This is a genomic window from Sulfurospirillum multivorans DSM 12446 (assembly GCF_000568815.1).
GTDB classification, from domain to species: Bacteria; Campylobacterota; Campylobacteria; order Campylobacterales; family Sulfurospirillaceae; genus Sulfurospirillum; species Sulfurospirillum multivorans.
In genome coordinates, this window is record NZ_CP007201.1 from 3,063,389 (window position 1) to 3,077,886 (window position 14,498).

Consider the following 14,498-nt stretch of genomic DNA (forward strand, 5'->3'; position numbering starts at 1 on the left):
CATTAATCGTTTAGAATATCAAGAGACACCATACGTTCCATAGGAACATTGTACATTACATGTAATGTTGACATAATCTCTTTTGCCCTACCAAATGGACTAATCAAAATCTGATATTCAGGATTTTTATGCAACGAATCTAAATAATAGATAGGAATATTTTCTATAAAATCGCCCTGCTTAGAAATGTCTTGATCAATCATATAAACAATGGATGTAGGCATAAAGTTAATAATCAATTTTGCTCCGAAGCCTGCACCATAAACAATATAGTACTTATCATCGCGTTTTAGTGTAGATAAATAATTGTATACAATTCCCAAGCTTTTTGAAAATGCAATCGTGTCATTTTTTATTTGGATATTCTCTCTGTAAAAAAGTTTTATGCGATTGAGCGCAATTTCATTTTCTTCTATTTGGTGGGTGTAGGTTACCGTTTGTTTTGTATTTAATACTCCCGTATAAATATCATTCGTATCACAGTGAATACCAGAACCATCAAACCCTATGTTATAAACATATGTCTGTGAAGGGCTAAGACAGAGCCCTTTATGTCTAAAAAAAGTTGCGTACCAAAAAACTGCCCACGTATTGATCTGATTTTTTGCATTTTTTATTACTTGTTGCCAGAAAAAATTTATCCCTTCGAGATCAAAAGCATAGATATCCTCTTGTGTAAAATTCTCTATTAAGTGTTGAGGATTCTTTTCAAAATGTTTCCATCTATCTTGCCAAGTTGCCCATCCCCAACATTGTATTGCCCGCCATAAAAAAGTGTCTTCCAAATGTGCTGTTTCAATAGGATAATTCCAACCACTTATATGCCATACTCGTTTCTCATTTTCATAAAAGATGAGAGCATTGTTCATAAAATTTAAAAATTGAGGACTAGTAACAATATCGTCTTCTAACACTATAACTTTGCCATATTTGGTGATAATGGCGCTCACTCCATCAATAATATTGTCAGCTAATCCCCAATTTATATCTCTTTCAATAATAGTGATTTTATTAAACCCTTTTATGGTTTTTAGATACGCTCTCACATTTTCAACTTCTCGCAATGAATCTTCATCTTTTGCACCATCACTAAAGATGAATAATTGACTATCACCCGCTGTTTCATTTTTTTGGAGTGCTTCTACTGTTTGACGAGTGTGCCATAAGCGATTGTAGACAAATAGTACAATAGGCGCTAGTATCATAGTTTGCTTTACTTTCATTATTTTTTCAGTTGATGTATCATAATAACAATCTCATGATATGATTTTTAACATTTTAGCCCTTTGTGCAGAAATAAATCTCTCCAGAGGCTTTCGTAATACCCATTAACGTAATCTGTTGAGCATCTAAAAAATCTTTTGCACAAATCACTTCTACACTCCAACCACACTCTTCTAATCTATTTTTATAGTCGATCCCATAATTTCTTACATGATCAGGGTCTCCATAATGTTTCATTCGTTCCTCTTTTGTAACAACAGAAAAATCTTCTTCCGTCTTCCCTTTTGAGACAATAGGAACAAGCAAAATAGCCCAACCATCATTTTTCAAAACTCTATGCAACTCCTTCATTGCTTTTCTATCATCAACAATATGTTCTAGGACATGAGAACAAAAGATACAATCAAATGATTCATGTGGGTATGCAATGTTTGTGATATCCATTTTAACTTTAACACGTTTATCCGTGAGATCGGCTGTTATATAATTTTCTTCTCCAAAGATTGTCCCAAACTTATTTTTCAAAACATTTTCAGGCGCAATATGTAACATTTTTTTATTTTTATATTCTTGAGGAGTTATTTTTTTTTCTAGAAATAACCAACTGAGACGATGTCTTTCAACTGCGCCACAGATAGGGCACATAGCATCATCACGCGCGATATGACCGAACGGTTTAAAACTCTCGGAATTTTGTTGACAGATAGGGCAATATCTATTCATGTATCTCCTTTTCTAGCTATTACAAAAAATCCAACACTTTCAAGAGACCATCCTCGATGGAGTTTATCGAATATCGGTGCTAATTTTTGGCTTGTATACCAAAGGGGTATCAGTAAACATTGTGTTAAAAATCGTCGCAGGAGAGAGCCTTTAATCCATCGTAAACTAAAATAATTCATTTTTAAAGACAGCATTGTAAAAAATCCACTCATAGGTTGTACATGGATATCCCTAAAACCTGCTTTTTCAAAGATGTATTTTAATCCATACGGAGAATATCGGAAATAATCATAAGGCGATTCATGAACCCACCACATCCAAGGAACTTGGAGAATCATATATCCACCATTTTTCAAGATTCGATAACTTTCATCTAAGAAAATTTGAGGCTCACAGAGATGCTCCATCACAGAAAACGAGATGACAGTATCTGCAAAATGATTTTCTAACTGGATTTTACCGTTTAAATCAGAGATGACATTGGCTTTTGAATTGTGCAATGTATGCGTCCAATCAACTCCGATATACTGATCAACGTATGATAAAAAATATTCTTTATAAGGTGCTTCACCGCATCCCAAATCAACTAAAACCCCTTTGTAATAACGCGCATACGCATTGAGCCATCTATCAAAATTATCATAAATTAACCAATTATAAGATTTTCTATTTGTATGTTTTTGACTTGGGTTTAAAATAATTTTTTTCATGGATTTTTTTTTAAATTTATTGAGATGAAAATTTTATCTCCATTCTCATCAATAAAATAGCTATTTTCATACGGAGGGTGCGTCATTGCTCTTAAGTAATCTATCGCTTCTTTCATTGTAACTTTTTTAGCAAGATCAATCTTACAAATATTATGATAGTCTTGAATAGAATTATAATTTCCTTCCTGCGAAGGTTTAATTGTCGTATAACGGTTAGAGACAATAACATCAATATATTTTTCTAATAATTGAATTTCTTTATTTAAAATTCGCTTGTACACCTCAAATGATCTATCATCTGGCAATGTCTCCATCTCTTCTTGGACGATAATATCACCATGATCTATCTCTTCATCCATAACATGAATTGTTACACCAATAGGCAATTTGTTTATGATGGAAAATACTTGTGGAAACCACCCGCGATTATAAGGATTAAATCCTGGATGAATATTTATACATCGAATACTCGTGACAAGTTCTCGCGGGAAGACTTGCTTTGAATGACAAGACATACCCAAAACATATCCACTATCTATTAAGTGATTGTAATTATTTTTTAAAATTATTGGTACAATTTTACTGCTTTCGATCTCTTCTCGAAAGATTGCATCACTTTTTGGACTGCAATAATAATCTACCAAAAATCCTCTTTTTTGAAAAATTTTTGTAAATTGCTCATAAATAAATTTATTATCAATCACTACAAAGAATCTTTTCATACCACAGCTCTCTTAATGCTATCTATAATGTTTTTTTGAATATCTTCAGATAACTCGCCATACATTGGTAAACACAAAATCTTGCTTGCAATATTTCTTGATATTGACATGTACTGTTTTGGCTCTATGTAATGTAACGTATCAAGAGAAGGGTAAAAATATCTTCGAGTAAAAATATTTTGTTTTCTAAGGACTGTTTCCACTTTCTTAAGTTGCGTTTCATTTTTAAAAACTACAGGAAAATAACCATAATTTTGGGTAGCATTATGATTTTGTGTTTGCATTTGTACAACATTGTGTAATTCACATCGATACCTTTCATAAACGATTTTTCGCTTCTGATGTATTGCTTCTATATCATCTAAGATGCAAAGACCCATTGCCGCTTCAAACTCATTCATTTTTGCGTTGGTTCCAAGCTCTGGTATCTCCTCAGCATTCTTAATGCCAAAATTTATAAGATATCTCGCCTTTTTTACCAAGGCATCATCGTTAATGATCAATGCCCCACCTTCAATGGTATGAAAAATTTTTGTGGCATGAAAACTAAGGGTTGATATCTCTCCATAATTCAAGATACTTTGATCTTTATATCTTACACCAAAAGCATGTGCCGCATCATAAATCACTTTCAAATGATACTTTTTAGATATCTTATCTATTGCTTCCACATCACAAGCATTACCAAAGACATGAACAGGAAGAATAGCAGAAGTATTAGGCGTAATGAGTTTCTCTATATTTTTGGGATTTAGATTAAAGGTTTGCTTATCAATATCTGCAAAAATAGGCAAAAGCCCATTGGTCACAAGAGAGCTTGTTGTTGCAACAAAGCTAAAAGGAGTTGTTATAACAAAGCCCTTTAATCCCAGTGTTCTATAGGCTATTTCAAGGGCAACTGTACCATTTGACACAAGAACAATGTTTTTTACGCCTAAGTATTCAGCCAATTTTTTTTCAAGTCTTTGTACTAATGAACCATTATTGGTCACCCACCCATTAGCATATATTTCATCAATATAACTTTTGTATTTTTCTTTGTTTGGCAAATATGTTTTGGTAACATTAATCACTCCCATAGCTAAAAACCTTTCCCCATGCATAAGCTGCTTTTCTCTCAGAAAAAGTATCATTAATCGTCGAAATATTAAAACGAGCCTCAGCTGTTGAAATTTCATCCAGCGCTGTAAATATATCAATATCTTTAATAAACATTCCTAAATGTGCAAACATCTCCCATGTTGTTGGAATTTTTGACATATAAACTGTTTTACCCATACCAAGCAATGACATCATCGTACTAACGGCTTGTTGTCGGTTATGTTTGAAGATTGCAACATCCATGGTTTCTAAAAATAATTGATAAGAAGACGAGTCCATTGAATGAACAAGTGGATAAAAATATTGAAAACATTTTCTACCATAGGCAATAACTTCTTTTGCATAATCTTTATCGCCATACGATAAAGGGACATAAACTTCAATATTATTCGTGCCACGTAATTTGTCAAAAATTTCAAAATGAAAATTTGTTTGAGTTGCCGAATTCCCAACTAAAACTTTTTTCACGTTATCCTTGTTTCTCTCGACACTAAAGTCTTTATTTTGAATTAAAATAGATCTTGGATAATTTAAACACTCATGATAGATCGCGCTAGAAGTATAATGTTCTTTAATATACAGATAATCGCCATAATTGACAGGTATGCAATGCCCCATCTTTTTGATCACTTCTTTTCTCATCACGCTTTTCGTCTCAGGAAAATAAAAATCCCCACCCCACATAACCCAATAGCATTTTTTGAGCAATGTTTGATTCGAATACAATAAAAGATCAATTTTATCTCGCCAAAGGCCGTGGAGTATAATTTTTTTTGCCTGTATCATACACTCCAAAAGCGTTATAAAAATATCATCATCTGTATGTAAAAATTCAACATTATGCTCTTTTGTGAGTCCATATTCATATTTTTCACTTGTAATAAATACATAGTGGTGATTCTCTCTTCCAAAATGTTCATCTATAAAGTCAATAAAAGAGGGAAGAAACTTGTCAAGTATCATTACATGTAAGATTGTAGCCTCATTCATGAATCATAAACTTTAACATCTGTCTCACAAACTTAATGTTGTTTTTGAAAAATTGATGATTTTTCAAACCAAGCTTTAGATTCCAATAAACATACGCTCTTGATACAGTCTCATTTAAGTTGAAATCAATATCTACATCATAATATTCACTGGCTTTTTTATAGTAAATTTCATGGAAGGTATGTCCATATTTTTCACTATCCTCGTTACTAAATCCTAATGCCTCTAGATGATCAAAAAAATTGCCAAAATACTGAGGGTTCTTATTTTCATGCTCTCGTAGAGAGGTCTTTTGCTGATTTAGCCCCAGTCCTATGCACATAACATCCGTTGAATTTGTCCTTAAATACTGCACGATTGTATTTTCTATATCATTAAAATATGAACGCTCATAATTGGACATATACACTTCTACGTGCTTAAAAATATCCCATATATCAAATAACAAGACCATTTCAAGGGAATCTGTTTCAAATTTTGCGCTTACAAGAGAAGGTGTCTTGGAGTTAAGGTACAGTGCTTTAAACGTACATTTGGGGAAATCTACCATCAATGCTTTAATGTATCTTACGAACTCTTTATCATTCAAGTTCTCTTCCGTTGCTAAAAATCCTATCGCATTTGGGCAATACAGATCTGTGATCTTCGCTGTATCGATCGGCGCTTCAAGGCTTGCCCTAAAACGTAGTTTGTTATACTGCTCATCCGTTCGGTCAATGACACGCACAAAAGCTTCAGGGAGTATTTCGCCCGTTTTTGCATCTTTAAAAAGCATGTTTTGCCCTAAATATTCATCAGGAACATCGTATAAAATCCCTCGCATATCAGCATCAAAAACACGTCCATTTTGAGCTTGCATATTTTTACATGTAATCGTATCTATTTGTGTATTGTCATGCCAAACATCAATCTCATGAACCGTGTGAATCAAGGCTCTGTTGTTGCCATAATCCATTGTTTTGACAATAGCATCGATGCATCCAGCCAATGAAAAAAGCCATCCTTTATACGTATGCAAAAGATCCACCATTTTTTGACGGCGTGACGCTTCATCAGGGGCATACCGCACTTCGATTGGTGCAATAGTGATCTCTTGAACAAGCATCATTGACTGAGCGATATGCCAGATCACTTTATCAAAAATTTCCTCTTTACTCTTCGCTCTTATCCCTTCAATAGCTTCCAATAAAACGTGTATCGCCTCATTGGACACTTCGTGCTTAGCAGCTAGGGCATCACACGTTTGCGCTACTTTTAAAAAAAGCGTTTCCACTTCGTGTTGTGTTGTTCGAAGATACTCCTCGATAGATGCAACGGTGTGCATGACATTTTGGGTAATCGTCGTGATCTCTTTTGGAGAAACGTGAGAAAGTTTGAGAGGCGTTTTAGCGCTTTTTTTCTTTACATGTAAAGAGAGTGCTTTTTCAAAAGGAAGCTCGATAGCCCCAAAAATACGAGCCCCGCCTTCTGTAGCATTAATCGTCTCCATACGCGCTTTGGCTTCGGCGATATCTTTTTCAAAAAATCCTCGAAACATATTCCAAATAGCCGTTGTCTTGACCTTGCCTTCACCACCATATGCCACAGTCCAGCCATCAACCGCACTCTGTTTGACATCATTTTCACCAAAGACATGCCCACTCGCATGACTTTTACCATCTTTCCCATACGCCAAATCTTGTCCGATGAGAATACACGTTTTAAAATGACTGTGGTAAATAAGTTCATACGCCATATTCGCCGCACTCATACCGATACCAATGTATCCCCATTCTTTAGGACCTGTGACGCGCATATACCCCAAAGGTCGTAAACTGATGATCACATCATGACCTTGTACACTGTCAATCACTTCAGCATGTTGCAAGGAGCTAAGAACTGTTATGATACCTTTCATCGCTTCTTTGGGTGTCTCTTCAAAAAAACGACTGGTAATCGCCACACGTTCTATCGAGGTTACGACATCAGGTTTAATCCCCTGTTGAATTAAGATCGGCAAACTCGCATCGACTGCAAATATCCTCACATACGGAGCTATTTTTTTAAGCAAAGGAAGTTGTTTCGCAAGCGAAGGTCCTGTGGAAACAAGCACCGCAACATCCGTCGTACCCACTTTTTTAATCAGGTCAAAAAGAGGTGGCGTATGTGGGATGCAGGGCAGATTGGTCATGTGATGTTTAAGCCCTATCAGAGCATCTGTCGTATCGTTCCCTGCTAAAGCAATCGTATGATGGATGGTTTCAATAAAAAGATGATTGCTTTTATGAATCAGTTCTTGAAATGCTTCATAAAAAGGTGTCATGACATGCAAATAGTACAATTTAACATAACGTTGCACTTCAAGTTCTTTAAACAAGGGTGCGATAGAAGGAAAATCCAGCTGTTCTTGACCTAAAATCACCAAACGTCCATCGCGTATCTCTTGTGAAAAATCAATCATATGCAATACAATATAAGCGATCTGCGGATCTGGCTCAATCACCACAATGCGCTTTAAATGAGAATTTGAGAGTAAATATTTCAACAACACGCCATTTCCCAAACCAAAAAAGTAGAAATAGGGGTATTCTTGAAATACTTCAAAAGAAGCTGTTTGCTCAGCAAACGCTAGGCTAGGAGCCGTGTCGTAAAGTGGTTTAAACAGCGTTGTATGCACAAGATTGAGACTCTCTATGCTATTTTCATCCATAAAAACTTCGTAATGAAGGGGCGTGTCTTCCAACGGTAATGTCGAAGCAAACGCTGGATTGACCTGATGCAGGGCAGAAAAATTAATTTCGTAAAAAGACATTCAAAACCTTTGCTGTAAAGATGAAACACCTATTTTGTACCTATGAAGCAAAAACCATGCCTATAAAGCATAAAAAAAGGGGTTAGTGAGTTACCTCACCAACCCCTGAACAATAGCTAAGGTCGCTACGCAACCTTAAATTATTGTAATAATTTAAGAACGTTTTGTTGTACTGAGTTTGCTTGACTCAACGCATAACTTCCTGATTGCGCAAGAATGTTATATTTTGAGTAGTTTGCTGACTCAGTTGCAAAGTCAACGTCACGGATTTGAGATTCCGCTGATGTAACGTTTACTTGAGTTACAGAGATGTTACTGATCGTTGATTCCAATTGATTTTGAACAGAACCGATACTTGCACGAATACCATCAAGTGACTCTTGTGCAGTTTGAGCAATTTTGATCATCGCTTGTGCACCTGCATACGTTGTAACACCCGCACCGATATCTTCGTTTGCACCAACAGCATAATCATTGGTAAAGGCACCCATGGCTTCTGCAACAGAAGAGCTGATCGTACCCATCATATCTTTAAGTCCAACACTTGTTTGATTAGCAGACGTATCAACACTTACGGAACCACTTGTTACGGTAGCAGTATAATTAATATCCGCTGCACCTGCTTTTGTCAATGTTAAACGACCCGCATAGGTACCATCAGCAATTCCAGCATCACCAGTAGTGTTAGCTAAGCCAGCAACTTCAATAGCACGACCATCGCTTGAGGTAAGCTCTAGTGCACCCTCAGAGTTAACACTTGCGCTAACACCTGTTGTTGCAGAGTATTGATTGATCGCATCAACTAACGTACCGCTACTATCGTTTGCTTTAACATCAAGAGAAGAGGCAATCGTAACACCGTTAATCGTGATTACTCCTGTAGTACCTGAGACAACTGCTGAATCACCTGTTTGTGTCAAACTCCAGCTTGCACTCACACCTGTTGCATCCGTACTTTTATTGATCTCATTTGCCAATGCACCAACACCCGTACCTGCACTAGTACTGATAATAACAGAAGCAATCGTAATGTCTGCACCCGATGCTGATGAAAACACCATTGACACTTTACCCGTACCCGACATCATATCAGTCGTTTCAAAACGCGTTTGACCGATTTTATCAGAACTGGTTGCACCAATACTCATGCTAATGGTTTGGTTAGCATACGCACCGATTTGGAACTCAGAGTTGGTAAAGTTACCAGAGAGCAAACTTTTACCGTTGTACGAAGTTGTAGAAGCGATATTATCAAGTTCCGTCAACAAAGAAGCGATGTCAGATTGAAGCGCTTTACGAGAGCTTGTGCTTTGACCATCTTGTGCTGCTTGCGTTGCTTTGGTTTTGATAGTATCAAGAATACTAATTTGCTCATCCATCGCACCATCCGCAATTTGAGCGATAGATACACCATCGTTCGCATTAGAGATCGCTTGGCTAAGAGAATTAGCTTGTGAACGAAGAGAGTCAGCAATTGACATACCTGATGCATCATCAGCTGCAGAGTTGATTCTCAAACCTGAAGACAATTTGGAGAGCGAGTCGTTCAAACTGTTACTTGTTTTGTTAAGGCTGGTTTGCGCAGTAAGAGCCGCAATGTTTGTATTAATACGGAAACTCATGATAAATCCTTTTATCTTTGGTATTTCGCAGGCATCCTTGCCTTTGATGAAAACAAGATCGTCGCCTCAAAAAAAAACTTTAATCTAAGACGCTATTTTTAAAAAGATTTTTTTTAGATAGAATACACAAAAATGTTTACATGTAAAATGGAAAAGAATTGAAAAATCTCATTATTGTCGAATCCCCGACTAAAGCAAAAACGATTAAGAATTTTTTAGGTAAAGACTATACAGTTGTCGCTTCCAAAGGACATATCCGCGATCTTCCCAAAAGCAGTTTTGGTATCAAGATCGATAACCAAACGTTCATACCAGAGTATCGCATCCCAAAAGATCATGCCGCTGTGGTCAAAGAGATCAAAGATCTTGCCAAAACCGCTGATCAAGTCTATATCGCGACCGATGAGGACCGCGAGGGTGAAGCCATTGGTTTTCATATCGCTACTGCCATTGGTAAAGACCCACAGTCGCTTCCACGTATCGTCTTTCACGAAATTACCAAAAATGCCATCACCCATGCGCTTGAAAATCCTAGGGTTTTAGATGCAAGCAGCATTAACGCGCAACAAGCGAGGCGCTTGTTGGACCGAATCGTTGGGTATAAGCTCTCTCCACTCCTCTCTTCCAAAATCCAAAAAGGGTTAAGTGCAGGACGCGTTCAATCTTCCAGTCTTAAAATCATTGTGGATCGTGAAAAAGAGATAAAGGCGTTTAAAGAAGAAGAGTTCTGGAACATCGATGCACTGTTTAACAAAACCATTGAGTCCTCTTTGGTCGAGTTTGAAGGTGAAAAAATCGAAAAGATGACGATCACCAACACAGAACGTGCCCATGCGATCAAAGAAAAACTCCTTCAAGAAACGTTTAAAGTAGCCCTTTTAGAGAAAAAAGAGCGTGAGAGTTCACCAAGTCCTGCGTTTATGACGTCAACCCTTCAACAAAGTGCGTCTAGTAGCCTAGGCTATTCGCCTAAGAAAAGTATGATGATCGCGCAAACTTTGTACGAAGGTGTTAAAACGCACCAAGGTGTCATGGGTGTCATCACCTATATGAGAACGGACTCCCTCAATATTTCCAAGGAAGCAATCGAAGCGGCACGTGATCAAATCAAAAAAAACTATGGTGATGCGTATCTGCCTAAAAAACCACGTTTTTATGCTAACAAATCTAAAAGTGCCCAAGAGGCGCACGAAGCGATTCGCCCTACTATCTTAGAATTTACTCCAAATATTGCCAAAGAGTTTCTCAAACCTGATGAACTCAAGCTCTATACACTCATCTACAACCGTTTTTTAGCGTCTCAAATGAACAATGCACGTTTTGAATCCCAAACGTTGATGTTTGAAAGCAACAGTGGAAAGTTCAAAGCCAGCGGTCGCAAGCTTCTTTTTGATGGTTTCTATAAAGTCTATGGAGACAATGACAAAGATAAACTTTTGCCAGACCTAACACTTGGACAAGAGGTCAAACTGACCAAAATTGATGCCAACCAACACTTTACAGAGCCACCATCACGTTATTCCGAAGCGAGCCTTATTAAAAAACTTGAAGGTCTTGGCATTGGTCGTCCATCAACCTATGCACCAACCATCTCGGTTTTAACGGCGCGTGATTACATTACGATTGAGAAAAAACAGATCATCCCCACCGAAATTGCCTTTCAAGTAACCGAGCTTTTAGAAAAGCATTTCCCCCAAATTGTTGACTCCTCGTTTACCTCTACGATGGAAGAAAGACTTGACTTAATCGCTGAAGACAAAGAGGATTGGCAGGCGATTTTATGGGAATTTTATGAGCCTTTTGAAGCACAGGTTGCCAAAGGTAAAACGGACATCGAAAGCCAAAAAGTGGTTGTTTTCACCGGCGAAATATGCCCAGAGTGTGGTAAAGAGCTTGTCAGACGCAAAGGGCGTTTTGGCGAGTTTATTGCATGCAGTACGTATCCTACATGTAAATACACCCAAAACCTTAAAAAAATAAGTGAAACAGCTCCTAAGGAAAAAATAACCCTTGCGGTGCCTTGTCCTGAATGTGGAGGACCTATCTTAGAGCGCAGTTCACGCAGAGGTAAATTCTTTGGTTGTGGGAACTACCCAAAATGCAAATTTATCTCTAACCACGAACCGACTGAGAAAAAATGCCCAGAATGTGACTACATCATGGCAAAACGCGAACTGCGTAAAAAAGAAATTTTTGAATGTATCAAATGCAAACATAAAGAGGACGCTTAAGTCGTTTTCACAGATAAAACCCTGCGCACCCTTGGTGCTTGACTGTTTGTGCATCTTCATGTGCAAGCAGTCTCAACTTTACATGTAAGGAATCTTCATTGATGAAAAAATCAATTTTTTTATGTTCTATTTGTAATATCTCCAGTGGAAGCTGTGCCGAGGATTGTGGATTTTGCACCCAAAGTGCACACCATCATGCAGACATTGAACGTTACAAATATAAACCTATCGATCAAATTGTTTTTGAAGCAAAAAGTGCCGCGAGTAATGGTGCTTTAGGATTTTGCCTCGTCACCTCAGGTCTGGGATTGGATGAGAAAAAGCTTGCCTTTGTTACTGAAGCGGCGCGTGCCGTGCGCTCAGCTCTTCCTGAGATTCACCTCATAGCCTGTAATGGCATGGCAAACATTGAGCAACTTCGCGCGCTTAAAGAGGCTGGTGTAAACTCATACAACCACAATCTTGAGAGCTCTAAAGAGTTTTATAAAACAATCTGCACCACGCACACATGGGAAAGTCGTTACGAAACCTGTTTACATGTAAAAGAGTCAGGGCTTTTCTTGTGCAGTGGTGGCATTTTTGGTTTAGGCGAAAGTAAAGAAGATCGCGCTTCGTTTATCGAAAGTGTCAAATCACTAAGCCCTGAGACAATGCCACTGAATTTTTACATTCAAAACCCCGCACTACCACTCAAAGCAAACCCGTTAAGTGAAACAGAAGCGTTAGAAATTATTACGCAAGTAAGAGCGGCACTGCCTAATACACGGTTGATGGTTGCTGGAGGACGCGAGATCACATTTGTTAGCCCCAATTGCGATATATTTGCAGCCGGAGCCGATGCCATCGTTATTGGCGACTATCTGACCACCAAAGGTGAACTGCCTAAAAAAGATCGCGAGATGATTGAACGTTTAGGATACGATATTGCGATAAGCTGTCACGCGTAGCAGATACACTGCTACGCTCTAGCTAAAACTTTCAAACTAACTTTTATACTATTCTTCTCTCTAATATAATAACGCTTACAATTTATGAAGCATGCAAAACAAAATTTGATATACTATTTTATTACTAATAAAGGATGCCTATGAGTAAAGAGACCGTTACCCTTATCGACAATCGTACGGGCACAGAGTATGAATTTCCGATCCTTAAGTCAACACTAGGACCTGATGTTGTAGATATTTCTACATTTTATGGTAACACAGGGATGTTTACGCTTGATCGCGGCTTTACCTCTACGGCAAGCTGTAGGTCACGGATTACCTACATTGATGGGGATCTGGGCAAGTTGATGTATCGTGGTTACGACATCGCCTATTTGGCAACCAAAAAGTCGTTTTTAGATACTGCTTTTTTATTGCTTCATAAAGAGCTTCCCAATAAAGATGAGTATAAAAACTTTTTACTAGAGCTTAAAAAGCGCTCTTTCATCCATGAAAGTATGCGTAAACTCTTTGATGCGTTTCCTGATAATGCCCATCCAATGGCGATTCTCTCCGCAGCAGTTTCAGCACTTTCGACCTTCTATTTCGATCACCTCGATATGGACTCACCCGATCAAGCCAAAGAGATGGCACACCGCATCATTGCAAAAATACCAACGATTGCCGCCTTTTCATACCGTTACTCTCAGGGCTTACCGATCATCTATCCTGATTTAGACAAAGGGTTTACGGAGAACTTTTTATACATGATCAGAGGCTATCCTCATCACCATATTGACCTCAAACCGATCGAAGTCAAAGCACTCGACACCATCTTTACACTGCATGCAGACCACGAACAAAATGCCTCTACAACAGCGGTTCGTGTCGTTGCCTCCACTCATGCACATCCGTATGCGGCTATTTCAGCGGGTATTGGAGCACTTTGGGGAAGGGCTCATGGAGGAGCAAACGAGTCGGTGATTCGTCAGCTTGAATTGATTGGCAGTGTTGAGAATGTGGATAAATTTATTGCCAAAGCAAAAGATCCGAATGATCCGTTTAGACTGATGGGCTTTGGCCACAGGGTCTATAAAAACTTTGACCCACGTGCAACGATTTTGAAAAATCTTCAAAAACAGTTGGTCAATGATCTTTCGATTGATAGCGAATTGATGGAAGTGGCACACCGAATTGAAGAGATTGCGCTCAATGATGAGTATTTCATCAAACGTAAACTTTACCCCAATATCGACTTCTATTCAGGGCTTATCCTACAAGCACTCAAAATCCCTAAAGAGATGTTTGCCGTTATCTTTGTGATTGGTCGAACACCTGGCTGGATTGCGCAATGGCTTGAGCTGAAAGAACAACCCGATATGAAGATTGCACGCCCGCGCCAACACTACCTTGGACCGCTTGAGCGTACCCCTAAATACGATATATAACACCGTTTAC

11 protein-coding genes are annotated in these 14,498 nt (G+C 38.0%); 3 read left to right on the forward strand and 8 right to left on the reverse strand.

Annotated elements, in window-relative coordinates:
* Positions 1–2: 2 nt before the first annotated feature.
* From SMUL_RS15890 to SMUL_RS15925, 8 genes are all read right to left on the reverse strand, one after another.
* Entirely contained in the window at positions 3–1,205 is a 1,203-nt protein-coding gene (locus SMUL_RS15890; RefSeq protein ID WP_025346239.1) for a glycosyltransferase family protein, read from the reverse strand.
* 73 nt (positions 1,206–1,278) lie between these two features.
* Entirely contained in the window at positions 1,279–1,947 is a 669-nt protein-coding gene (locus tag SMUL_RS15895; protein WP_025346240.1) for a class I SAM-dependent methyltransferase, read from the reverse strand.
* A complete protein-coding gene (locus tag SMUL_RS15900) occupies positions 1,944–2,657 on the reverse strand; it encodes a class I SAM-dependent methyltransferase (protein WP_025346241.1) in 714 nt (237 codons plus the stop codon). Before SMUL_RS15900 ends, SMUL_RS15895 begins: the two co-directional genes overlap by 4 nt.
* A complete protein-coding gene (locus tag SMUL_RS15905) occupies positions 2,654–3,361 on the reverse strand; it encodes a dTDP-4-amino-4,6-dideoxyglucose formyltransferase (protein WP_235674108.1) in 708 nt (235 codons plus the stop codon). Before SMUL_RS15905 ends, SMUL_RS15900 begins: the two co-directional genes overlap by 4 nt.
* Positions 3,362–3,375: 14 nt before the next feature.
* Complete coding sequence (locus tag SMUL_RS15910) at positions 3,376–4,458, reverse strand: DegT/DnrJ/EryC1/StrS family aminotransferase (protein ID WP_025346243.1); 1,083 nt, start codon at positions 4,456–4,458, stop codon at positions 3,376–3,378.
* The gene (locus SMUL_RS15915; protein ID WP_025346244.1) at positions 4,445–5,470 is read right to left on the reverse strand and encodes a TDP-N-acetylfucosamine:lipid II N-acetylfucosaminyltransferase; all 1,026 of its coding nucleotides are present in this window, start codon (positions 5,468–5,470) and stop codon (positions 4,445–4,447) included. The genes SMUL_RS15910 and SMUL_RS15915 overlap by 14 nt, the downstream gene beginning before the upstream one ends.
* A complete protein-coding gene (locus SMUL_RS15920; RefSeq protein WP_025346245.1) occupies positions 5,463–8,261 on the reverse strand; it encodes a motility associated factor glycosyltransferase family protein in 2,799 nt (932 codons plus the stop codon). Before SMUL_RS15920 ends, SMUL_RS15915 begins: the two co-directional genes overlap by 8 nt.
* Before the next feature lie 140 nt (positions 8,262–8,401).
* On the reverse strand, positions 8,402–9,883 hold the full coding sequence (locus SMUL_RS15925) for a flagellin B (RefSeq protein ID WP_025346246.1): 1,482 nt from the start codon (positions 9,881–9,883) through the stop codon (positions 8,402–8,404).
* A gap of 158 nt (positions 9,884–10,041) precedes the next feature.
* On the opposite strand from SMUL_RS15925, the gene topA reads away from it, so the two are divergent.
* From topA to SMUL_RS15940, 3 genes are all read left to right on the forward strand, one after another.
* The gene (topA, locus tag SMUL_RS15930; RefSeq protein ID WP_025346247.1) at positions 10,042–12,114 is read left to right on the forward strand and encodes a type I DNA topoisomerase; all 2,073 of its coding nucleotides are present in this window, start codon (positions 10,042–10,044) and stop codon (positions 12,112–12,114) included.
* 101 nt (positions 12,115–12,215) lie between these two features.
* The gene (locus SMUL_RS15935) at positions 12,216–13,061 is read left to right on the forward strand and encodes a biotin synthase (protein ID WP_025346248.1); all 846 of its coding nucleotides are present in this window, start codon (positions 12,216–12,218) and stop codon (positions 13,059–13,061) included.
* A 140-nt stretch (positions 13,062–13,201) separates the two neighbouring features.
* Positions 13,202–14,488 (forward strand): citrate synthase, encoded by a 1,287-nt coding sequence (locus tag SMUL_RS15940; protein WP_025346249.1) that lies wholly within the window; start codon positions 13,202–13,204, stop codon positions 14,486–14,488.
* Positions 14,489–14,498: the final 10 nt, after the last annotated feature.